The 23,637-nt window shown below is 40.9% G+C and carries 22 protein-coding genes; 13 read left to right on the top strand and 9 right to left on the bottom strand.

Annotated features, from left to right (window positions below; translation table 11 throughout):
- Positions 1-39 precede the first annotated feature (39 nt).
- The 6 genes from BJP37_RS32785 to BJP37_RS32770 all read left to right on the top strand — a co-directional run bounded on the left by BJP37_RS32785 (position 40) and on the right by BJP37_RS32770 (position 4,585).
- The gene (locus BJP37_RS32785; RefSeq protein ID WP_075905295.1) at positions 40-477 is read left to right on the top strand and encodes an S-layer family protein; all 438 of its coding nucleotides are present in this window, start codon (positions 40-42) and stop codon (positions 475-477) included.
- 516 nt (positions 478-993) lie between these two features.
- A complete protein-coding gene (locus BJP37_RS35125) occupies positions 994-1,266 on the top strand; it encodes a hypothetical protein (protein ID WP_081431411.1) in 273 nt (90 codons plus the stop codon).
- Positions 1,212-1,607 carry a hypothetical protein gene (locus BJP37_RS35120; RefSeq protein WP_158069867.1) on the top strand — a complete coding sequence of 132 codons (396 nt, stop codon included), beginning with the start codon at positions 1,212-1,214 and terminating at the stop codon, positions 1,605-1,607. Before BJP37_RS35125 ends, BJP37_RS35120 begins: the two co-directional genes overlap by 55 nt.
- Positions 1,608-1,628: 21 nt before the next feature.
- On the top strand, positions 1,629-1,850 hold the full coding sequence (locus BJP37_RS35115) for a tetratricopeptide repeat protein (protein ID WP_229415528.1): 222 nt from the start codon (positions 1,629-1,631) through the stop codon (positions 1,848-1,850).
- Between the two features lie 158 nt (positions 1,851-2,008).
- Positions 2,009-3,157 carry a CHAT domain-containing protein gene (locus tag BJP37_RS35110; RefSeq protein WP_198954252.1) on the top strand — a complete coding sequence of 383 codons (1,149 nt, stop codon included), beginning with the start codon at positions 2,009-2,011 and terminating at the stop codon, positions 3,155-3,157.
- Between the two features lie 285 nt (positions 3,158-3,442).
- Complete coding sequence (locus BJP37_RS32770) at positions 3,443-4,585, top strand: glycosyltransferase family 4 protein (protein WP_075905293.1); 1,143 nt, start codon at positions 3,443-3,445, stop codon at positions 4,583-4,585.
- Here the strand turns inward: BJP37_RS32770 and BJP37_RS40480 are convergent.
- Entirely contained in the window at positions 4,552-4,698 is a 147-nt protein-coding gene (locus tag BJP37_RS40480) for a hypothetical protein (RefSeq protein WP_158069866.1), read from the bottom strand. The two genes, BJP37_RS32770 and BJP37_RS40480, sit on opposite strands and share 34 nt — an antisense overlap.
- A 357-nt stretch (positions 4,699-5,055) precedes the next feature.
- Here BJP37_RS40480 and BJP37_RS32765 point away from each other — a divergent pair, with 357 nt between their 5' ends.
- The 4 genes from BJP37_RS32765 (at position 5,056) to BJP37_RS32750 (ending at position 9,160) form a co-directional block, all read left to right on the top strand.
- Positions 5,056-5,421 (top strand): hypothetical protein, encoded by a 366-nt coding sequence (locus BJP37_RS32765; RefSeq protein WP_143727915.1) that lies wholly within the window; start codon positions 5,056-5,058, stop codon positions 5,419-5,421.
- 382 nt (positions 5,422-5,803) lie between these two features.
- A complete protein-coding gene (gene ectB / locus BJP37_RS32760) occupies positions 5,804-7,039 on the top strand; it encodes a diaminobutyrate--2-oxoglutarate transaminase (protein WP_143727914.1) in 1,236 nt (411 codons plus the stop codon).
- Positions 7,029-8,495 (top strand): pyridoxal phosphate-dependent decarboxylase family protein, encoded by a 1,467-nt coding sequence (locus BJP37_RS32755; RefSeq protein WP_075905289.1) that lies wholly within the window; start codon positions 7,029-7,031, stop codon positions 8,493-8,495. The genes ectB and BJP37_RS32755 overlap by 11 nt, the downstream gene beginning before the upstream one ends.
- A gap of 131 nt (positions 8,496-8,626) precedes the next feature.
- Positions 8,627-9,160: a GNAT family N-acetyltransferase gene (locus BJP37_RS32750; RefSeq protein ID WP_075905287.1), complete on the top strand. Its 534-nt coding sequence runs from the start codon at positions 8,627-8,629 to the stop codon at positions 9,158-9,160.
- Between the two features lie 737 nt (positions 9,161-9,897).
- On the opposite strand, the gene BJP37_RS32740 is transcribed toward BJP37_RS32750, so the two are convergent.
- From BJP37_RS32740 to BJP37_RS32725, 4 genes are all read right to left on the bottom strand, one after another.
- Positions 9,898-10,491: an RNA polymerase sigma factor gene (locus tag BJP37_RS32740; RefSeq protein ID WP_075905283.1), complete on the bottom strand. Its 594-nt coding sequence runs from the start codon at positions 10,489-10,491 to the stop codon at positions 9,898-9,900.
- A 330-nt stretch (positions 10,492-10,821) separates the two neighbouring features.
- Positions 10,822-11,217 carry a hypothetical protein gene (locus BJP37_RS32735; protein WP_075905281.1) on the bottom strand — a complete coding sequence of 132 codons (396 nt, stop codon included), beginning with the start codon at positions 11,215-11,217 and terminating at the stop codon, positions 10,822-10,824.
- A 536-nt stretch (positions 11,218-11,753) separates the two neighbouring features.
- Positions 11,754-12,740, bottom strand: a complete 987-nt coding sequence (locus tag BJP37_RS32730; RefSeq protein WP_075905279.1) for a cysteine synthase A — start codon at positions 12,738-12,740, stop codon at positions 11,754-11,756.
- 634 nt (positions 12,741-13,374) lie between these two features.
- Complete coding sequence (locus tag BJP37_RS32725; protein ID WP_075905277.1) at positions 13,375-14,181, bottom strand: DUF4114 domain-containing protein; 807 nt, start codon at positions 14,179-14,181, stop codon at positions 13,375-13,377.
- Between the two features lie 216 nt (positions 14,182-14,397).
- Here BJP37_RS32725 and BJP37_RS40475 point away from each other — a divergent pair, with 216 nt between their 5' ends.
- A complete protein-coding gene (locus tag BJP37_RS40475; RefSeq protein WP_158069865.1) occupies positions 14,398-14,541 on the top strand; it encodes a hypothetical protein in 144 nt (47 codons plus the stop codon).
- Positions 14,542-15,035: 494 nt separating this feature from the next.
- Here the strand turns inward: BJP37_RS40475 and patD are convergent, their stop codons facing one another.
- Positions 15,036-15,410: a heterocyst frequency control protein PatD gene (gene patD, locus BJP37_RS32720; RefSeq protein WP_075905275.1), complete on the bottom strand. Its 375-nt coding sequence runs from the start codon at positions 15,408-15,410 to the stop codon at positions 15,036-15,038.
- Positions 15,411-15,728: 318 nt separating this feature from the next.
- On the opposite strand from patD, the gene BJP37_RS32715 reads away from it, so the two are divergent.
- Positions 15,729-17,993 carry a RelA/SpoT family protein gene (locus tag BJP37_RS32715; RefSeq protein ID WP_075905273.1) on the top strand — a complete coding sequence of 755 codons (2,265 nt, stop codon included), beginning with the start codon at positions 15,729-15,731 and terminating at the stop codon, positions 17,991-17,993.
- A gap of 156 nt (positions 17,994-18,149) precedes the next feature.
- Here BJP37_RS32715 and BJP37_RS32710 read toward each other — a convergent pair whose 3' ends face one another.
- Both BJP37_RS32710 and BJP37_RS32705 read right to left on the bottom strand, forming a co-directional pair.
- Positions 18,150-19,106, bottom strand: a complete 957-nt coding sequence (locus tag BJP37_RS32710; protein WP_075905271.1) for a ribonuclease Z — start codon at positions 19,104-19,106, stop codon at positions 18,150-18,152.
- Between the two features lie 248 nt (positions 19,107-19,354).
- Positions 19,355-21,139, bottom strand: coding sequence for an iron uptake porin (locus BJP37_RS32705; RefSeq protein ID WP_075905269.1), 1,785 nt, complete (start codon positions 21,137-21,139; stop codon positions 19,355-19,357).
- Positions 21,140-21,602: 463 nt separating this feature from the next.
- Between BJP37_RS32705 and BJP37_RS32700 the strand changes: the two genes are divergently transcribed.
- Positions 21,603-23,171 (top strand): effector-associated domain EAD1-containing protein, encoded by a 1,569-nt coding sequence (locus tag BJP37_RS32700; protein WP_075905267.1) that lies wholly within the window; start codon positions 21,603-21,605, stop codon positions 23,169-23,171.
- Positions 23,172-23,215: 44 nt separating this feature from the next.
- Here BJP37_RS32700 and BJP37_RS32695 read toward each other — a convergent pair.
- Positions 23,216-23,637 (bottom strand): hypothetical protein (locus BJP37_RS32695; RefSeq protein ID WP_158069864.1); only part of this gene is annotated, 422 nt, incomplete at its 5' end.

The raw sequence follows: 23,637 nt of genomic DNA, 5'->3' as shown, positions 1-23,637 counted from the left end.
CATCACAATACCTGAATCATTTTACTTCAGTATAGCAGTTTGCAGACACGCCCTAGTTCTCAGTTTGGGGTAGATGGGGTGATCACCATTAACAATCCTGACGCCGATCCGGCTAATGGCTTAGTTCAACTACCCACAGATACTAGCGATCGCACTCAACAAATCGCTGAAGGTTGCCGTTGGACTGCCACCAGTAGTTTTTATATTACCGGACGGGGTGGCATACCCCAAGATCCCAGTGCCATGGTACGGGGTGGCCAAATTTTATCGGATGTGCGGGATATATCGGATCTATCCATAGTGCGCGCCATACCCGAAGCTGAAGATCGTAAAGCACACACTAATACCAAAGCACCGATAGTGGAAGCTAATGCTTGGATTATTAATGAGGAAGGTAATGTGGAATTAGTCGCTGTTGTCAACTCGAACCAGGCGCTCGATTTTCTGCGAGCAACTTGTGCGATTAAAGAGGATTAGATTTTCGGGTGGGCAAAGACAGTTTGGTTCCAATCAGTTTTTAGCTTGTAGGGTGGGCAAAAACAGTTTGGTTCCAATCAGTATTAATGATTAAATTACTTTGCCCACCCTACTTTAGCTGATTACTGGTAAGGTGGGCAAAGACAGTTTGCTTGAAATCAGTATTAATGAGAGCGATTACTTTTTACTGGTAAGGTGGGCAAAGACAGTTTGGTTCCAATCAGTATTAATGATGAGATGACTTTGCCCACCCTACTTTAACTGCTAAGGTGGGCAAAGACAGTTTGGTTCCAATCAGTATTAATGATTAGAGTATTTTGCCCACCCTACTTTAACTGCTAAGGTGGGCAAAAACAGTTTGGTTCCAATCAATATTAATGATTAGAGTATTTTGCCCACCCTACTTTAACTGATTACTGGTAAGGTGGGCAAAAACAGTTTGGTTCAAATGAGTATTAATGAGAGCGATTACTTTGCCCACCCTACTTTAATCATTAATCTATTACCAAGACAATTATGAAAACCATCCTAAATTTAGTCACCGTCGGATTACCCAGTTTATTGCTAGCACTGACAGCTACTCCTGCTTTAGCGATCGCATCCGGTGACCACCCCCAAGTCACTATTGCTCCGACCTTGCAAGCCCAAACTCCTCAGGCTACCAGTAAACTTAGTAAACTTAACCAAGGCAGAGCCTATTTCAACAGGGGACAATTTGCCCAAGCAGCGGAAATTTGGAAGCAGCCCAAGATTACGCAACTCGGGGTGACTCTCTCCATCAAGCCTTGAGTTTGAATTATCTATCCTTAGCTTACCAACACCTAAGTCAGTGGGACCTTGCCCAAACTGCTATTGAATCCAGCCTTAAGTTAGTCGAATCAGCTACCAGTAACAATCCTCTGCTGTGGGCGCAAATTCTTAATACCAAAGCCAGACTCCTTTTCCACACTGGACAAAACCAATCTGCCTTAGAAACATTTAAAAAAGCACAAACTTATGATAAAGCGGGAGATAAAATTGGTGCTTTGATTAGCAAAATTAACCAAGCTGAAGCCCTGCAAAGCTTAGGATTTTATAATCGTGCTAAACGTCTACTGGAAGAGATTAATCAACAATTAGCAACTACATAAAATTATGCCGTTAAAGTAGGAATGCTCAGAAGTTTAGGCATCGCTTTACAAGTGTTGGGGGATGTAAAAGCTACTAGAGAGGTACTCGAAGAAAGCTTATCTATTGCTCAGGGTCTGGAAGCCACTAACCAATTAGGCATTATCCTGTTGAGTTTAGGCAATACAGCCCTTGATGCTGGAGATAATTCAGTAGCATTAGATTACTTTAAACGGGCAGAAAGTGCGAGTACTAATCCAGAATAAAAATTTAAAACTCGCCTCAACCAACTACGCCTTTATGTCCAATTGCCGCCTATACGGAAGCAGTCAAAGACTTAAAAACTTTGCGTGGTGATTTGGTTTCCATTAATCCAGATATCCAGTTTTCCTTCCGAAAAAGCGTTGAACCAGTATACCGATAAATGGTAGAATTGTTGCTAGACGGTAATCCTAGTCAAGAGTATCTAAAAAAAGCACGCCAGGTCATTGAGGATTTACAATTAGCAGAATTGGATAACTTTTTCCGGCAAGCTTGTTTAGATGCTAATGTTGCCCAAATTGATCAGATTGACAGGTCAGCAACGGTAATTTACCCGATTATTTTGCCAGAACGTTTAGCTGTGATTGTCTCCGCCCCCGGTAAACCGATTGGCTATTATTCTACGTCTGTGTCTGCAGCAGAGGTGGATCAAACCCTGACCAAATTTTTGAGCTTTCTCCATCCTGTCTTTAAGCAAAACCAACGCTTACCCCACCTCCAAAAAGTTTATGACTGGCTCATCCGACCTGCGGAACAAGAGCAAATTTTAACGGATACCAAAACCCTGGTGTTTATCCTGGATGGCAAATTACGTAAATTGCCGATGGCAGCCTTACACGATGGAGAGCAGTATCTAGTGGAAAAATACAATATTTCCGTGTCTCTAGGGTTGCAACTGCTAGATCCACAACCGTTACGAAAAGAAAAATTTAGTATCATTGCTGGGGGATTGAGTGAAGCTCGTCAAGGCTTTAAATCTTTACCAGGGGTGAAGCAGGAAATTGAGCAAATTGCTAAAAGGTTGAATCCAGACTCAGTCATGCTCAATCAAGACTTCACTAGCAAAAGAGTGTCTAAGGAAATAACCACTAAAACCTCTAATGTGATACACTTAGCTACTCATGGTCAATTTAGCTCCAAAGCTGACGAGACGTTTATACTAACCTGGGAAAATAAAATTAATGTCAAAGAATTCGAACAACTGCTGCGTAGTCAAGAATTGTTGGGAGAAGACCAAATTGATTTACTGGTTCTGAGTGCTTGTCAAACTGCTAAAGGGGACGATCAAGCGATGTTAGGGTTAGCGGGTTTTGCGATTAAATCGGGAGCGCGTTCTACCTTAGGGACATTGTGGAAAGTGCGTGATGATTCCACTGCTATATTCATGAACAAGTTTTACGAATACCTAAAACAGCCAGAAATCACCAAAGCAGAAGCGGTCAGGACAGCCCAACTAGATTTTATTGGAGATGCCAAGTTTAACGAACCTTTGTTTTGGGCACCTTTTATTCTAGTGGGTAATTGGTTGTAAAGGGAGTCGGGAGTCGGGAGTCGGGAGTCGGGAGTCGGGAATAGGGAACAGGGAATAGGGAGTAGGGAGTCGGGAGTCGGGAATAGAAAGGGGTTAAGTAACGTTAATTTTTTAAAAAAAGTAAACAAAAATTATAGCGTTGATCGAACTTATGATGTAAAGTATTTGTTTTGAGGATGATTTCCTTAAAATTATAATTACTATTGCCTTATATAGCATTTACAAATAGCTCCTACTTAATTCTTAATTCTTAATTCTTAATTCTTAATTCTTAATTCTTTTTTTATGAGCCAGTTGTTGGTCAATCTCTCGATTCTATTTTCCCAACCTACGGGTATTGCTAACTATGCCGCTAATCTTTTTCCTTATTTAAAACCTCTCGACCCTACTCTACTGATTTCCCCCACTGCGTCTAGCCGTTTCTGTAGTGCTACTACCTACACTTGCTACCCAATTCCAGGGAATTTAAGCCCTGAACAAGGCACGAAAGGACATTTTCGCCGTCTGTTGTGGACTCAGTTTCAACTGCCGCGAATTTATAAAAAATTGCGAACGGATCTTCTGTTTTCTCCTGTTCCAGAAGCTCCCCTCTTCACCAATTGCCGCTATGTGGTAATGGTTCATGATTTGATTGGGTTACGGTTTCCCCAGGGTTTTTCACCCTTAACTACCTACCAACGCTACTATATCCCTCAAGTTCTTGCTCAAGCAGAACACATCATCTGTAACTCTCGGGCTACTGCTAGAGACCTTACTGACTTCTTCAAGATTCCAGCCGCAAAAATCACCCCGATCTTACTGGCTTACGATGCCAATCAATATTATTATGTGGATACAGTAGATGGTGAAAAAAATGGGGAAAATCGCGAAAATTGTCCCTATTTTCTCTACATCGGACGCCCAGACCCCCACAAAAACCTCCATCGGCTGATTGAGGCTTTCGCTGGTCTAGCCAATTGCCAGGACTACCAACTCTGGATTGCTGGCGCAACGGATAAACGCTACACACCATTGCTGGAAGCCCAAGCGGAGGAACTGAATATATCCAGTCAGGTGAAATTCCTGGGATATGTTCCTCAGCACCAGTTACCGACCATGATTAGAAATGCGATCGCATTTGTATTCCCCAGTCTTTGGGAAGGCTTCGGTATCCCTGTATTAGAGGCAATGGCTTGCGGTACTCCTGTAATTACAGCCAATCTCTCCTCCTTACCCGAAGTAGCTGGAGATGCCGCTATATTAATCAATCCTTACAACCCTGAGGAAATCACAGCAGCCATGGCAGCAGTAGCAACCGATGCTCAAATGCGATCGCATCTTCGCCAATCAGGTCTTGCTAGAGCCAGTGAATTTAGTTGGCAAAAAACTGGCCAAGCTACGGTAGAGATTCTCAGTCATATAGTAAAGGGAATAGGGAATAGGGAATAGGGAACAGGGAATAGGGAACAGGGAATAGGGAACAGGGAATAGGGAACAGGGAACAGGGAATAGGTGAACTGGTTACAGGTTAACTGGTTATTAAACCTTGGCCAAAAGGCCACGCAATCGCGTTCAACCTCTTAAACCTTGGCCTTGGCCTTTGGCCACGCTACGCGAATGGCCACGCAATCGCGTTCAACCTTCAACCTGATCAACCTTCAACCTTCAACCTGATCAACATTCAACCTTCAACCTGATCAACATTCAACCTGATCAACATTCAACCTTCAACCTGATCAACCTTCAACCTGATCAACCTTCAACCTCTTCAACCTTCATGGTTGCTTTACAAAAAACCTCTTAGATATAAAGATTTTGTGAAATCCTTTCGATTCGTGTCCTAATTACAGCAAAAATCTCACTAATGTAGTGAAGCCAAATCAAGACTGAAGCCCAATCAAAGTAACAAGTGGTGTGACATGAACAGATTTTCTATGTACACGATATCAACAGAAAGCCCAACCCAATCAAATCTACGCCGATTGGAACTATTGCTGGAGTATTGCCAACTGGCAGCCCGTCCAAGTTTGTCTGTGTCAGACAGCAACCGTATGGCTGATATCCTCAAAGTAGCTGAAGCTGACGAAATCCTTACCCTGTTGATAGATAAAGCTGATCTAGTTATAGCCAAACAATTTAGCTGGCTCAGTGACAATGATATTGATACCTATAAAAACCAAATCGCCAAGTTGGAAGAGTATTTAGAAATCTTTGTTTGCCAGAAATCACCTGAGACCAGTGAAAGTCTACGTCATAAATTTGCTTGTTTCACTGGAAACCCTTAAGAATCACCATTACATTCAGCCGTCAGGGATTAGCTATTAGCCATTTATGGTAGTTATCAATTGCCTATTGAGAAGTGCCATAACTATAGCAATTTTCAATAAATTGTGATAATTTTGGTTTTTCGGTAGTTGTTCTGCTAAACTGTGATAGCTTATGTCAAAACGGTTTTACCGGAGATACTATGCTAAATTAAAGCCCATCTGTAAACATTACTGGGCAAGAGAGTTATAAGTATAGCAGTTTTTTTAAACTGAAACCATTACCCAGTAATGGTTTTATGGTGAATAAACTCTTTTTTAGTATGGCAACTCCTGTAGAAACATAAAATTCCCAAATTTATCTTCCATAAAATTAGAAATAAATATGAATATTTTTGAGTAGATAGAGTCTGAGGTTAGGAGTTACTGTAGAGCTTTTCCTACTGTTTTTAAAAAAGCTAAGGGAGCAACCCTCATTAATGAAGATGGCACTGAATATCTTGATTTTTTCTGTGGAGCTGGCGCGCTCAACTATGGACATAACAATTATCACATTAAAGAACAACTTATTTCCTATCTTATAGAAGATGGGATCATTCACAGTCTTGACTTAATGACTAGTGCAAAAGCTGACTTATTGCATGCATTTAATGAGATTATTTTCAAGCCAAGAAACATGAACTATAAGGTTCAATTTCCCGGTCCTACTGGAACAAACTCAATAGAGGCGGCCATCAAAATTGCCAGAAAAGTGACAGGAAGAACAACGATTGCCACCTTTACCAATGCTTTTCATGGGATGACACTTGGTTCATTGTCCCTTACAGGGAATGCCAGAAAAAGACGAGGGGCTGGCCTTGAGTTAGTTGGCAGCTATTTTATTCCCTATGACGGATATCATGGTCCTCAAGTTAATACTGCGAAAATGTTTCGGCAATATCTTGAAGATCGGGGTAGCGGTTATGATATCCCAGCAGCAGTTATTTTAGAAACAATTCAAGCTGAGGGTGGTATTCGGATTGCCAGCTATGAGTGGCTTCGAGAAATTGAAAGTATATGCCGCGATTACGATATCATCCTAATTGTTGATGACATTCAAGTCGGATGTGGTCGGACTGGAACGTTTTTTAGCTTTGAGCATTCTGGCATCTCTCCTGATGTTATCTGCTTATCAAAATCACTCTCTGGTATTGGTCTTCCATTTTCTATAACACTAATAAAACCGGACTTAGATAAATGGACTCCAGGAGAACACAATGGAACCTTTAGAGGACATAATCTTGCGTTTGTTACAGCCGCAGCCGCCCTTAATTATTACTGGGTAAATGATGAGTTTATTCAAGGCATACAAAAAAGAGAAGAAATCGTTAAAAAAACCTTAACTAAGCTTCTTGAAAGCTTTGATACTAAGCTTGCAGTTAGAGGGCGTGGCCTCATCTGGGGCATTGAATGCTTTAATCAAAAACTCAGCAAAATTATTTCCAGAGAATGTTTTCGCCAGGGTTTAATCATCGAAACAGCAGGAATCAACGACCAAGTTCTTAAAGTTTTGCCACCTTTAACGATCGGTATTGAAGAACTGGAAAAAGGTTTAGCGACTGTAGTGTCTACAATTGAAAAATTCATTAATGAAAACTAATCATTTCTTAGGCATCAATAATAGTGAAGGATTGGATGCCATCAGTAAAAGCATCCTTAGAATCAATGAAATACTAGCTGAACGGTTAAAAAATGACAGGCATTGCTTTTCTGGAGTCGATCCAAAACAGTTGCAAGAACTCATCTCAGGTATTGACTTAGCGACTGAGTCGGATAAAAGTCTAGATTCTATTATAGAAGATATATCTAATCTATATATTGAGCATTCAGTCAATATATATTCACCTTTATACATGGCTCACCTTCATAGTACTGTATCTATAGAAACAGTTATTGGGGAATATCTGATTGGGCTTTTAAATCCTTCCCTTGATTCATGGGATCAAGCTCCTTTTGCCACTGAAATTGATGAACTTGTCGTTAGCTTTTTTCTACAGAATATATTTGGTAAAAACCATCGTTCTGATGGAGTTTTTACCTCCGGAGGAAGTCAATCAAATTTGATGGGGATATTGTTGGCTAGAGATATCAAGAGGCAAGAATATAATATTGATTCAAGGCGAGAGTCATTAGGTCAGCTAGAAAGTAAATTTAGAATTTACTGTTCAAGTGTTTCTCATTTTACAATTGAAAAAAGTGCTTGGTTATTAGGTCTAGGTGAACAGAGTGTTGTCAAGCTTGATGTTGATAGACAATTCAAAATTGATCTAAAAAAATTCCAAGAACAGCTTGTCAAAGATATTTCTAATAATTGTATTCCAATTTGTGTTGTATCTACTGCTGGCACAACTGACTATGGAAGTGTTGACCCGATTAAAGAAATAGCTGAAATTGCTGAGGAATACCGCATGTGGCACCATATAGACGCTGCTTATGGTGGAGCAATGATATTTAATCCAAAAGTGAAGTGGACTCGCTATTTGTCCTTGGCAAATTCTATTACTATCGATCTGCATAAAATGCTTTTTCAACCCATTTCTTCAAGTTTATTTCTCTGCAACAAGAAGGAATATATACAAAATCTAAATTTTGAGTCAGACTATCTGAATCGAAAAGAAGATTTTGAGGTGGGAATGAAGAACCTTGTTGAGAAGTCACTGCAAACATCTAGGAGGTTTGATTCTTTGAAGTTCCTGCTCACGATCCAAGGGATGAAACAGTCTGGTATAGAAGATATACTTCAAGGTTTACTTGATCTTACTCGTGCTGTTGCTTTATACCTTAAGGGATTGGATGAGATAGAACTGTTAAATGAGCCAGAACTCTCTTCGTTAGTTTTTCGATATAAACCTATTGGTAATAAAGATATTGATACTATAAATAGAAAAATTCGCTTGACTCTGATGGGAGAAGGCATAGTTATTGGTGAAACACGGTTTAATGGCAATACTTTTTTGAAGTTTACCCTACTGAACCCCAATGCTAAACTTGAAGATATAAAAGAAGTAATTAACGCTGTTCTTAATGCTGGTCATAAATCTTCTGGGATTGCTTGATTAGGATTGGGCATAGGGAATGGGCCAGGGAGCAGGTCTTCGCAGAACAAATGTACTAAAATAACTCATGACCGCTACTTAAGCCCCGAAAACAAAAATGACATGATCTATTTCATTTAGGGCGATTATCTATGACAGAGATATTACGCAATGCAACTTTGACTGACGTACCAGGTATCTCCCATCTCCTAACCTCGGTTTCGGTTAATGATGATCCAGAGTTTCAATTGATGGTAGCCTCTAAAATTGTTCCAAAACAGGAATTGATCGAATACATTATTCAGACACACACGCACCCTTCTGTAATCACCAATCCATGCTCTTTGGTTATTGAAAGTGCGAGTAGCGGTGAAATAATTGGTTTCCGCCTTAGTGAGCCATATCCCAATATTGATACAGTCTCCTTAGAGAGGAAACTAATTGAAAAGTCCACAGGATTAAAAAAGCGACATCGTTTCTTCGCAGATCTAGACCAGGGTATCACTGACCCAAATAACGCTGGTATATCTTTTCTTCAATTAACGATCGCGCCAAACTACCGTAAAAAAGGACTGGGAACACAGTTAGTCATAAAATCAATTTCTATTGCTAAGAACAGTGGAGTTTCCTTCATAAAAGTCTGTGCTGCAAGTGAGTATTCGTGTCGAATCTTCAAAAAATTATGATTTCATAAAATATCTGAAATCGACTACAAAACCTATCAACAAAATGGAATTCAGTTCTTTGACCCTTCATTGATAAGGATACATTCAAGGATAGTGCTTTATTTGCTTTCCCTGATCTAAAATATCCATCATTGTTGCAGTTAAGCAATAGATATTATGACACTTGCGCTCAATCCAGTTATGCCTGAAAATGAACTATTTTTGTGGCAAATGCTCGTATATGCAGCTCATGAAACCTCGCGGAAAGCTGTAAAGACGCACCCTATTCTGCTTAAGTACGTAGCTGGCTGGGGCAAAGTAGGAGCTCTTAACATAAATTATTGGAGTTGCACGAGGAAACTTTCCTGCCATATCACTGAGTGTGCGGCCAGATAATCCTGCGGTTAATCTTTATCAACGTTTTGGATTTGTGGAAGCTAAGTCTAGACGCCATCTTAATCGCGTTGGTGGATATTCATTGACGATGGTATATCGGTTCTGATAATTAGGAAACGGGTAAAGTTAGGGACTTCGGGTCTACCGGAGATACTATACTTGGTCAGGCAGTAGACTTAGCTTTTTTCAAAGGTTAAACTGAATACAACCGTTGAATCCGTTGTCAAGCCCTTGATTAACTTAACCTTTAGCCCGTCAGCCCTTTGCTATACCTGGACATAAATCAAGTTAACCAAATTTACTTGATTAAGAAGTTTCAAGGATTTTCTTCTATTCACTGTGCCCTTGTCGGAAGTTGCCTTTCAGGATAAGCCATAGTCTTCGAGCATAGAGTTGTCGATATCAAAAAAATAATCTCTCAAAACTTTCCTCATACGCTGATATCGTTTGCGCAAGGCTGTATTACTTGCCAAGTTCAGGCGTTCTTCAATTTGAATCCAGGACAATTCCTCCATCACTCGTAACACAAAAATATCAAAATCTAGAGGACTTACTAGTTGTCTAATATCTGACAGTATTTCCTTGACATATTCATCCGATAAATAATCGGAACCATCATTGGAGCTAATCTGGTATTCTATAGAGCTAAACTCACGTTCTTTTTTCCAATGCTTTCCTTTCTTGGCAAAATGCTCTCTAATCACATTTAAGCAGGTTGTTCTTAGCCAAGCTGATGGATTTTCAATATCTTGTCCAGATTCAATTTTGCTAACTCCGCGAATATAGCTTTCGATAAAGATGTCAAAGATATCAAATTTGTGTTCAAGGTTGAACTGCTTGAGTCGGAATTCAATAAATGCAAAAAGTCCAGATTTATCTCTTTGGTTTAAAATAGAATTAACAGCGGCATCAAATTGTTTACGATTAGGGGACTTTGGAGGTTTTCTAGGTTGCATATAGTGTAGTTCCTCAGTAAAAATAAAAGCAGATAATGCCCCTGACTTTCAATTGTATTTGAGAAACTTTATGATCACTATTACTCACTTAGTGACGATTAAGTCTCGATTTGTGACATTGATAAGTAGGTAGGGGAAAATAAATTGATCAAGGGTATAACCATGAAACAATGAGGTTACCGAGCTGTGTTGCCAAATTGGCATAAAAAATCTTTCCATAGCGGTGTTTTAGTATGCCCCTACTTACATTTGTCCAAGAGTGACCCTAATGACTATAGCCCTTATGATCATCAAAGAATTACCACATCAGTTGCCACATTAGTTGCCACATTAGTTGTAAGTGCCCATGGCGTGGGTCGGCGATGCTTGCTCCCAATTGCTTGTAGTCAGCTGCCAGTCAGAACTGCTGTAGACGTAAGTGATGCGGATATGCTCTAGGATTATGTAGAAGCAGGTAGATTTTAGCCAGTCTGAGGGGTCTTGAATATTTTGTCCAGATTCAATTTTGCTAACACCACGAAGACAGCCTTCAAAAAGTATCTGGCCTATATCAAGTTCCTGTTCAAGATTGAAGTACTTGAGTTGGCGTTTAATAAATGTATATACCTCAGAGTTTTCTTTTTGTTTCCAGCTAGAATCAACTACTGCATCAAATTTTTGACGATTAGGGGATTTTAGGAGGTCTTGGGTTTGCATCTGGTGTACTTCCTCTAGAAAAATCAACATACCAAGTTGAGGCTTATTACTTCAGTTTTTCTTGAAGAAGCCTCATGATTATTCTTAATAAATAATGAGAATTAAGTCTTGATTTGTGACACTGATCGAGTTTGAGCGTTCAGCTAAGGCGCGACGCCCATGCTACACTTTATGCAAACAGGTATCAGCCCCTATGCCCCTACAGCCAAGGAGCTTAGGTTCGACTGATAACCAAAAGCTCAGTTTACTTGAGGTGTCTTTCCAAAGTGGAAAGCCTTGGCACCAGTGTCTGTAGGTGTCTTTTTAGGGACATCCGTGGTGCCTAGGGTGCTCAAGGTGCTCACAGAGCAAGGCTTGATATTGATCCATATCAATTACAATACCAAGTTTGCTGGCATCTGTGACAGTACTCGAAAGGGTACTTTTATTTGTTTTTATTTGTGTTATGCTTAAAGATTGGTAAAAAGTGTCAAGAAGTCCTTTCTGCTCCCTGTTCCCCGTTTCCCGTTGCCATTGGCTGAATACTTACAAAGATGACTAGATTCATGACCCTTGAGCCTTTTTCCTCAAGAGGTGCAATCACCCACAGAAAGTCCTTTAGATACCAACCATTCCCGATTGAATAGCCGTGATTGATAACGACCACCGCCATCACAAAGTACAGTCACAATTGTATGACCAGGTCCCATTTGTTTAGCCAGAGCAACAGCAGCTCCGACATTAATCCCGACAGACCCCCCCATAAATAATCCATCCCGGCTCAGCAACTGGTAAACTACCCGGAGACATTCATGGTCATCAATTTGAATGGCATCATCAATGGGAGCCCCTTCCATATTGCCAGTAATACGGCTGTTACCGATACCTTCTGTAATAGAGTTACCTTCCGGTTTAATTTCACCGGTCTTGACATAACTGTACAAACCACTGCCCATGGGGTCAGCCACCACACATTGAAGGTTAGGATTTTTTTCTTTCAAATACATCGCTACCCCTGCATAGGTCCCACCTGTCCCAGTTGCTGAGACCCAAGCATCAATTTTCCCGTCAGTTTGCTGCCACAGTTCTGGCCCAGTGGTTTCATAATGAGCTTGTCGGTTTGCCAAATTATCAAACTGATTCGCCCAGATGGCATTATCCATCTCTTGGGCAATGCGTCCAGAAAGCTTTACATAATTATTCGGGTCTTTGTAGGGTACTGCTGGCACTGGGCGGACTTCAGCTCCCAGTGTTCTGAGGGTATCCATTTTTTCTTGGGATTGAGTTTCCGGGATAATAATCAAGCACTTGTATCCCTTAGCATTACAGATATGGGCTAGACCAATGCCTGTATTGCCAGCGGTTCCTTCAACAACTGTACCCCCAGGCTTGAGTAAGCCTTTTTCTTCTGCATCTTTAATAATATAGAGGGCAGCTCGGTCTTTTACAGAACCTCCTGGATTGAGAAACTCCGCTTTCCCTAGGATTTCACAACCCGTCTCTTCGCTAAAGCTGTTTAACCGAATCAGTGGTGTATTCCCAACTGTATCAACAAAATCTGCTTTGATATCCATTTCAATCAAGTTTAAATTACAAATTATAAAGAATGAAGAATTAAGAATTAAAAATGAAGAATGAAGAATTAAGAATGAAGAATTAAGAATGAAGGATGAAGAATCCTTAATCCTTCATCCTTCAGACCTGATAATTATTTTATATCATGTCAGGATAATTACCCTTAATAAAAATCTCCCCCATCTCCCCATCTCCCCATCTCCCCACACTTCCCGGGTTCCTTAATTATGGGTATTCAACCAGACTTGATATAAGTCCTATAGCCATTATTGATAGGGGTAAACATAGATAGTGTGTAGGAAACATTGCTGTATTCCTACACACTAATTTTGATTCATATTGTCTATTCACATGATAACTACGAATATCTCACATCTTGCACTATTATCAAGAAGCTTGGTTCATGTAGGGTGGGCAGTGCACCAGACAGATAATGAAGCTTGCAAAGCGCGTTGGTAGGCACTGCCCACCCTACGATTAATGACAATGGTGCAAGATCTCAGAATATGACTACTTTATAGTAAAAGATAATAGGTAATGGGTAATGGATAATGGGAAATCGGTAATAGTAAACCACTAACCAATTACCAATTACCAAATAACTATCTGTAGCCTTATTGTGCCTCAGTTTTATTAGTAGGATTTTTTACCTTGGCGCTTCTGTACTGATGTTAATCCCATAACTCCGAAGGCAAACAGCGTACCCAGGAGAGTTCCTGGTTCTGGTGTCGATACACTGTTTGATGGTAGGTTCGGTGTGTGTGTGAGTCCCCTGACAACCATGACATTATCGTTATAGTCTTGGTCTCCTCCGCCCCAAATGTCTTCAAATCCTAGCATTACAAACTTTTCCCCTCCAAATTCAAGTTCATAACCCAAGAGATGGTTGAATCCGTCGGGGTTTTGTTGGGTATCGAAACCAAAGAAGTTGCGACCACCATTGTGTCCATTGGACTTTATGAAGAATTCAATAAAGGTGTTACCGGCAAAATTCCCCAGATTTACACCTTGACCAAGTGCCAAAGAACCATCTTCCTCAGGAAGAATGCTCAAGGGAGAGGAAACATCATTAAACACCATTTCTTTAGTGTTACCACCATCCACAGAATAGAATAGTTGATTTCTGTAAGTTGCTCCTTCGTTGATAAAAAATAATTCCACATCGTTGGCACCACTTTCCCAGCGCAGATTATTTAAATCGACTTCAGGTAAATCATCTTGATTTATCATTAACCTTTCATAATTTACAAAATCGTTAAAGAATTGCCACTGATCATAGGTTAGTTTTGGTTCGTCATTCCCTGAATTGCTATACTGTTGATTGTATTCTTGCTCAGATACATCAGATCCATTTGTGGTTGCAGATGCTTGATTGGCAGAACACAAAACTCCTAAAACAGTACCGGTCGCCATTAATGCAGAAAGCAGTTTATATTTCATTGAGTGACTTACCTGATTCACACTTATTGGTTCTAGAGATTAGGGAGTATAGAGCAGTTTTGTCTGTGAATTCCCTGTTATTTATAAGTCTTTCTGTCCGATGTATGCGATCGCGTTGATGAAGATTTGATGTCAGGTTTAACTTTTGTATAAATTCTTGATCAAATAGTGTCAGGTGAGTGAAATAGCTTTCTCAAAACTCCAGTGAGGTAATAATTGAGCTATCAGTTATCAGTTATCAATATATTAGCCATCAGCCATCAGCCTATGCGCACGCTGCGCGAACAGCCTTTGGCCACGCTACTTGAGGTGCCATTCATGATTACCGCAACAGAACGGACTGACAAGGCAAAACAATAAAAATCTCCCTATCTCCCTATCTCCCTATCTCCCTATCTCCCTATCTCCCTATCTCCCTATCTCCCTATCTCCCTATCTCCCTATCTCCCTATCTCCCTATCTCCCTATCTCCCTATCTCCCTATCTCCCTATCTCCCTATCTCCCTATCTCCCTATCTCCCTATCTCCCTATCTCCCTATCTCCCTATCTCCCTATCTCCCTATCTCCCTATCTCACTATCTCCCTATCTCCCTATCTCCCTATCTACCTATCTCCCTATCTCCCTATCTCCCTATCTCCCTATCTCCCTATCTCCCTATCTCCCTATCTCCCTATCTCCCCATACTTCTTATATAGCGTTTATCGTAGCTATGAGGTACACATTATTTTTTACCTCTTTCCTGCTACCTGCTACCTGCTAACTGCTCCCTGTTCCCTAAAAAGCAAAAATTTGTACCTCACAAGTCGTAGAATTGCTATAGTTATAGATTTACAAATATCAGATGCACCCGTATTATGGTTGTTCCTGAGATTGTTGCAGCCACCCTTGGCAGTACTGAATCAGGGTCCCAATGCGATCGCATACTCCCTTCTGCCTTAATTTGGCTTTCTCAGGAGTTCGGGATGCCTGCAGAAGCATCAGGTCATTTTCCAATAATCGGATCTGTTTGTGAATTTCGGTTTTTAGGGACTGCCATCGAGAGACATAATCCAGAGGTATGTCTTCGACACTAATACTAGCGATCTGACTGGTGAACAGCTGCTTTAGTGCTTGAAACTGCTCCTGAATTGCTGATCGGGCCACATCATCAGGGTCAACCTGGTAGTACATTTGTTCTAGGGCTTGTTGGAATTCCCGTAATGCTTGATTATGTGATTGAAATAACATTGTGAGCCCAGTTAGCGTAAAATTATAAATGTAAAGAATTTTTTCTTTTTAAAGACAGGGTAGTTACCAAACCAACAATTTGGCTCTGCCTCTTAAATATTGAAGCAAGCTTCCATCTCTTTAAACTTGAGGATCCGGACAGCATTCTGGCTTGACGAAAAAGGAGGGTGAGAGGAAGCTTTACTTACAGTGATTGCTTACTCAGAAGGGTTTGGCTGCATGGATAGGCTTGCCACTCTTCTGAGTCAGCACTCATTTTGCTAGACTTCGGTTTTGCTAGACTCCGGTATCTATTTTTTCTCTGAGGGGCAAATAATTATGGACGCGATCGCCACCTACTCTATTCTGAATTTTAACGTTGAGATTCCTGACTGGCTGCAATATTGCTTAAAAGCCGCTTCATCAGCGGCAGAGGAACCAGTCGGTGATCATACTTTGTTAATCGCTGAGGCATTTAAATTTGCTTACCAACTCCATGAAGGTCAGTACCGCAAATCTGGAGAGCCTTACATTGCCCATCCGATTGCAGTGGCTGATCTATTAAGGGATTTGGGCGGCAACTCTACTATGATAGCGGCTGGATTCCTGCATGATGTAGTTGAAGATACGGAAATTACTCCAGAAGAAATAGAATCCCGGTTCGGAGTGGAGGTACGAAATTTAGTAGAAGGGGTAACCAAACTATCTAAATTCAACTTCTCCAGTAAAACTGAGCGTCAAGCGGAGAACTTCCGCCGGATGTTCCTCGCCATGGCAGCAGATATCAGGGTAATCGTTGTCAAACTGGCAGATCGATTACATAATATGCGGACCTTGGAATACTTGAAGCCAGAAAAACAGGTTCAGATTGCCCAAGAAACCCGAGATATCTTTGCCCCCCTAGCCAATCGGTTAGGAATTGGTCGCTTTAAGTGGGAACTAGAAGATTTAGCCTTTAAGTATCTCGAAACAAATGCTTATCGGGAAATTCAGTCATTGGTATCAGAAAGACGCTCAGACCGGGAACAGCGCCTGAAGGAAGTCTCAGAACTTTTGCGAGAGCGGATTCATAAAACCGGTGTTCATTGCGTTGATATTAGTAGTCGCCCCAAGCACCTTTATGGAATATATCAGAAAATGCAGCGCCAGAACAAGGGGTTTCATGAAATCTATGATATTGCTGCCATGCGGGTGATTGTGGAAAGCAAAGAGGAATGCTACCGAGCCTTAGCCGTTGTTCATGATCTGTTCAGACCAATTCCAGGTCGGTTTAAAGATTATATTGGTTTACCCAAACCCAATCGCTATCAATCCCTCCATACCGGAGTGATTGGGTTTAATGGTCGCCCGATCGAAGTCCAAATTCGCACCCTGGAAATGCACCATGTGGCGGAATGGGGTATTGCTGCTCACTGGAAGTATAAGGAAACCGGTGGCTCTAATACTACCAAATTCACGGCTGATGATGAAAAGCTGACTTGGCTGCGGCAGTTATTGGAATGGCAGAAAGACCTGAAAGATGCTCAGGAATACATGGAAAACATCAAAGATAACTTATTTGATGAAGATGTCTATGTATTTACACCAGATGGTGACGTAGTCGCTTTGAGTCGGGGAGCAACCGCCGTAGACTTCGCCTATCGGATTCATACCGAGGTGGGAAACCATTGTGCTGGTGTACGAGTTAATGGTGAGTGGCGGGTACTCGATTGTCCTCTAAAGAATGGGGATATTGTAGAAATTCTCACCACCAAAAACGCTCACCCTAGTCTAGATTGGCTCAACTTTGTGGTAACAGCCAGTGCCAGAAATCGTATTCGGCAATGGTTTAAGCGATCGCATCGGGAAGAAAATGTGGCTCGGGGTCGGGAACTCTTAGAGAAGGAACTTGGGAAAAAAGGATTTGAAGCCTTGCTCAAATCAGCACCAATGCAAATTGTGGCGGAGCGCTGTAACTACCACAAAGTAGAGGATTTACTGGCTGGTCTGGGTCACGGTGCAGTGACACTCAACTTTGTAGTGAAACGACTACGGGAACAACTACACGCTGGTTTAGACAATGAGCCAGAAGAAAGTGAAGTGCTCCAACAGTATACTAGCTCTACCCCCATTCATCCCCAATCCCAACTTCCTAGTAAGAAACATCCTATTGCTGGTGTAGAAGGATTACTGTATCGCCTTGCTGCATGTTGTAACCCCTTACCAGGAGAATCTATCATTGGGGTGGTCACTCGCACTAAGGGTATTTCCATTCATCGCCAAGGATGTGTGAATGTGGAAAATGTTTTAGGAGAAAGACTAGTACCGGTCAGCTGGAATCCCACTGATATCGATGATGGGCGTCCCCAAACCTACCCGGTGAATGTGCAAATTGAAGTCATTGACCGGGTTGGTGTCTTCAAAGACATTCTCTCTCGCCTAAGTGACCAAAACATTAATGTCCGTAAAGCTCAAGTCAAAACTCAGTATGGCAAACCAGCTCTAATTGACCTGTGCATTGATATTCTCGATCACCAACAACTCAACCGCAGCTTTGCCAAAATCCAACACATGAGCGATGTGTTAAATATCCGACGTGTTTCTCAGGTGGAGGAATGTAATTGAAGGTAAGAAGGTTAGGAGGTTAAAGGTTAGGAGGTTGAAGGTTGAAAGTTAGAAGGTTGTTCGCTTAGCGTGGCCTTTTGGCCAAGGTTGAAAGTTAGAAGGTTAACACTCAGCACTCAACATTCAACAGTCAACATTCAACTCAACAGGTAACACTCAACAAACCACTTGTTTTTCTTCTGAACGTCGTCTAGGCACCTCATAGGTGAAGAAATCATAGGCTAAGATGGTATTTGGGAAAATTGCCCGTGCTTCTTGAAGCAAATCATCTAACCTCAGGGGATTTCCTGGAGCATAACGAGGACTGAAATGGGTCATAATTAGCTGTTTGACCCCTGCACCAAGGGCAACTTGAGCTGCCATGGTAGACGTAGAATGTAAGCGCTCAATAGCCATCTGAGCGTCTTGATGGGCAAAAGTAGCTTCGTGAATCAAAACATCCCCATCCTTTGCCAGTTCAATGGCCTGCTCACAGAAGATAGTATCGGTACAATACACTACTTTACGACCAGTTTCGGGTGCTCCACACAAGTCAATGCCCTTAATCTCACGCCCATTAGGTAGGGTAATCGTTTCTCCCCGTTTGAGTTTACCGTAAACCGGACCAGACGGAATTCCTAATGCGATCGCTTTTTCTACATTAAACCTGCCCGGTCGGTCTTTTTCACAAACTCGATAGCCAAAGGCTGGTACACGATGCTCCAGGGGTAGACAGCTAACGGTAAATTCCTGGTCTTCGTAGAGTAAACCAGGTTTTATCGTGTGAACCTTGAAGGGGAATGCCAAATGGGTGCGAGAGTATTTTAGGCAAGCTTGGAGATAACTATCTAAACCCGGTGGTCCATAAATATCAACCCTGTCGATGTTTCCCGCTAAGCCACAGCTTGCCAACAGACCTGGCATACCAAAAATATGGTCCCCGTGGAGGTGGGTAATGAACATTCGTCGGATCTGGCTGGTTTTCAGGTCACTCCGCAAAAGTTGATGCTGAGTACCTTCGCCACAGTCAAACAGCCAGACTTCTGCACGCTGAGGTAAGCGCAGCGCTACACTGGACACATTGCGCGATCGCGTTGGGACTCCGGAGCTAGTTCCTAAAAATGTAATTTCCACGCAGCCTGTTTTTGAATCTTCCTCTATATATAGTACACAGGCTCAGTCTGATCATGCTCAATGTGCTTTGCCTTTGAACGTATTTAGGCAATAGGCAATAGGCAATAGGCAATAGGCAATAGGCAATAGGCAATAGGCAATAGGCAATAGGCAATAGGGAACAGGGAAGTGGGATAAAATCCTGTGTACCTTATAGTTATGAAAAACGCTTTATTTAGAATTGCTATATCACTAAATCAACCAACAAATCAAAAAATAAATTTAGTTTTAACCATTGGCACTACGATACTATTGTTGTTACTGTTGTGTTCTGGAGATATAATTACAAATAGACCGGGAGTGATGGATATATTGTCATTAATTTGGTAGCGATAAAAAGTCTCTAAGTGGTAAGATACATCCGAATCTTGACGACTGTTAATATCATTTTCAGCTAGTCTAGGGGGCATTCCAAACACGAAACCTAATTCATTGCCTTCTTTGCCTAAATCGGGAAATGCCATGGTTATCGCCCACGTCCAGATATCAGCTTTAGCGCCCTTTGAGCCATCCAAACCACTTTGGCGGGGAGAGGATTCGGCGTTGGCATTGATATAACTGAGCCAACCCCCAAGGGCAAAACCAGGACTAAGTCGATATCTCCCTTGTAAGCCAAACCCATTAGCGGAGGTAGCAGTTTGATCACCAAAGGGTGCTTGGGAAAATTGACTGCCAGTACTGCCAGTGACATCAATCCCTGAGTTGGGTTCAGGAGAATAGTAATGGACATAATTCAATCCAATCCCTAAGCGCTGATTTGGTGTTAAGGTTAGCTGAGTGAAAGCACCAAATTGACCATTAAATAACCCATTACCTTCGGTGGGATTAGAGATACTAGCGGCACTACCTAAATAAGCTACACTGATTCTAATTGAGTCATTAAATTGATAACGAATAGCAGCTCCACCACCTTCAGCTAGGCGATAAACCGGGTTATGTACTCCAAAACGGGAGAGGGCTGAGACGGGATTGAGGGGGTCAGTAATCTCATCGGCTGACAGACCGGCTGCAGCAATATGAGCTTGAATGCGATCGCTAATCGGGAATCGGTAATATAGTTCGGTTATGACAAAGTCCTGGTCAGTATTTGTGTCAAAGTCATAGAGAGTCATGTCTGTGCCATCGAGGGGGTTATTCAATTCAGGCACATCGGTGGCGTCGATTCTAGTGCGTAACAGGTCTTTACCGGTGAAACTGGTATCAAAGGATAATAGGGCAAGACCTGTGAATGTAGTGGTAAGACTATCGTCTTCAGTTGGGCTACTGCAACAAGGGGCAGCTTTGTTATCAGTGAAGTAGTCAATTAGGATAAAGTCTACTTCGCCATTGAGCTTAGTAGTGGTGGAAAACTCAGTAATTTCGACTTCAGCAGTACGAGCGGTTACAGCATCGAGGTTACCACGCAGTCGAGCTAGTTCGAGGGTAAACTCTCCTTGCAAACCCTTGATTGCTTCTACATCTTCTTTAAAGTAGGAAGATGACAAATCGGGACCAGCAATCACCTTACTGAGCTGATCTAAACAGGCATTGAGAGCAGCAGCAAATTCATAACGGTTGAGGGCACGATTGCCACGATAGCTACCATCAGGATATCCTGCCATACAACCGTAGCGCTCTACGATAGATTGTAAGGCTTGGAATGCCCAATCTGTGGGCTGGACATCCGATAACTGGGATACTGATGTGACTTGAGCCATCGGATCATCTGTCTGTTCGATATTGGGTTCGATATGGGGAGTTAGTTCATTCTCAAACCCTTGTGTGCTTGTTGGTGATTCTGTTATTGGTGATCTTGGTAACAACTGGGAAGCAGGTGTCACCTGCTCCATCACTTCCACAGAGATGGGGGGAAGTAACTCTACTGCTATGGATAATTCCTGGGCGGTTGTTGACTTTGGTTGAGATTCATTGGCTAGACCATTGGGAGTTAGTAGAAAGGCTGCAGCGATCGCAGCTGGAGTTACATGGGGCAAGCTCCAAGTAAGTTTGAGCATTGGGAACGATAGTTGACTACTCACACCGAAAACACTGATATGATCGCGCAAATCTTAGCAATTTGCCCAGTAGGATGATGGTAACAGGGGTGTTTTCTTAGATTAGGGTCAAAGGGGAAGTGTCGGAAGTGTGGGGGGAGAGGAGTTAGATATCCAACTGCTGTTTTTACACTCAAACGTATTTGATCTGGCTTATACCGCTTGTCTATGGCACTGGGATATAGTTGAAACCAGCCTATCGGAGTTCCTCTTACTCATATAAGATTACAGAGGGTGAATTATAGTAATTTTTAGTCTAATCAGGGACATTAACAACAATGATCAAACCAATTACGAATATCCTTAAAGGAGATTTGATTAAACGCAAATTCAATAGCTTGCAAGCGCATCGTATCACACCTAAAAGTGATCACATCAAGCGATCGTATCACTAGTTATATTGTTGACAGCTAGAGAACTATACATGAAGGTTAAAAAGATCCCTGTTTATCTCCTTGAGCAGATAGAGTCAGCCCTATTTACTGTTTTCCCTGCTAGAAGAAAAAATGCTGGAAATACCCCTGGTTATCTCCTTGAGCAGATACATTCAGCCCTGCTTAGTGCTTTCCCTGATCCACAGGATTTCAAACAAATGCTAAAATACAAATTAAATGAAAATCTGCCAGAAATTGCCACTGGTGACAATTTGAGTGAAATTGTAAACAAAGTAGTCCACTATTTTGATATTAAAAATAGGTTAGCCGAATTAATTAATGGCGCACGTGAACAAAATCCCGGTAATGATGATTTAAATGCAATCAAGGAAAAATTTAAAATTACGACTAGTTTACTCGACATATTGTATCCTTTAGAAAAAACGAACAAGCCAAGGCAAACTATTTATAGTGATTACATCAATAAATTATTAGATAAGCATACCCCGAAATATAAGCATAATCCGGAATATAAAATCCATCAAATACTTGAAAATTTAAATGACATTATAGATAATTTAAACACAATACTTGAAGAAAAATATTATAATGAAAAACCCATTATAGAATTTGCTGATTTATTAAAAAATGAATATCTTGATAAATATCAAGAAAATGATTATGCTTTGGAAGCAGCGAAAAAATGGATTTTTGAGAGGCAAGAAAATGCTTATAAGCTCAATAAATGGTTAAAAAAAATCAAGTCCGAGAGGAGTAAAGCAAGCTATATAGTAAGGTATATAATAAGATTGATAATAAGCTTAGTAAGCAATAACCGCTTATTTAAATTTGATTATGTAGTGTCACGTATATTGCCATTCCTCTTTATTAATATTACTGGGACTTGGATAATAGAATTATTGACTAATCAAGAATTGGTTAAGCAGTATAAAGTCTTTAGCATGTTGGCTTTTATACTATTTACAATTATAGCTATTATAATAGCTATAATTGATTTAGTTAAAAAATCAAATTTAAGACTGAACCAAATAAGCTCAGTTACCTTAGTAATTTTGGGAAGCTTATTAATCTTGGGAAGCTTAGTAATCTTGGTAATAGTAATATTAACAGAAGCATTTATATTTAGCAGTTTTCCAAATAAAACACTAAAGTTACCTCAAAAATCTAAGAATTACCCAGAAATAGGAAAAGTTTTTGAAAACAAGTTTAAGATAGGTGAATGTCGTAATATAAAGCAAATATCGATAGATAAAGCTGAAGTAAGACGTAGTTTTAAATACGACTCGTTTGACAATGATGAATTACACGTGTTGCTTAGTGATGTGGAATGGATCAAGCAGGAAAAATACTTAAAATTTATCAAAAGAAACTATAAAGGATATATCCAATTCAAGATTAGTTATAATGCTAATTCGAGTGGGGAGTTTGAAATGAAATCTGAAATAGTTGACTATTCATTTAGACCTGGTAGTGGATTCTTATCCTTTGTGATAGGATTCGTAGAGACAGCATATTTGGTGCCTCGACAACGAAATGATATTATCGAGGAAATAGATAAATTTATTCAGGATAACCAAATTTTAGAAAAGCTCAAATAAATCTGACTAAGCTGTTAAGCATTAGTACCTAACAGGTTAACCAATTATTCAAGGGTTATGGTTTTAGGTAAATCAATGACAAAGTTTAGCCCTTTTGGAGTAACATCGGCGTTAATAGAAACACCAGCCTTAACGAGTTTATCTAGGCTTAATCCATAGGGTTTCAAATTTTGATCAACGCCCGCATCTTTAAGATAGGAAATCAAATTGACACCATCAAAATTTGCCAAACCCTTCTTGACCGCTTTAACTGTTTGATTGCGAAATACACCTTCAAGAAGAGTCAGAGCATCAGAATACCATCCCCGTCCACGCACATTATGCTTACGGTAAGCAACTTGTAAATCGTTATTACGTATAGCAATACCAAGACTGACATCACCACTAGGTGTTACAGAAAAGAGACGAGTACCTGGGGGGGCGACAAGCGCCCTGTAACCCTTGATATATCTTAAATTGACCAAAT

The organism is Moorena bouillonii PNG, assembly GCF_001942495.1.
In the GTDB taxonomy this organism is placed as follows: Bacteria; Cyanobacteriota; Cyanobacteriia; order Cyanobacteriales; family Coleofasciculaceae; genus Moorena; species Moorena bouillonii.
The sequence above is the reverse complement of the archived record's forward strand: the minus strand, read 5'-3'. Positions and strand labels throughout refer to the sequence as shown.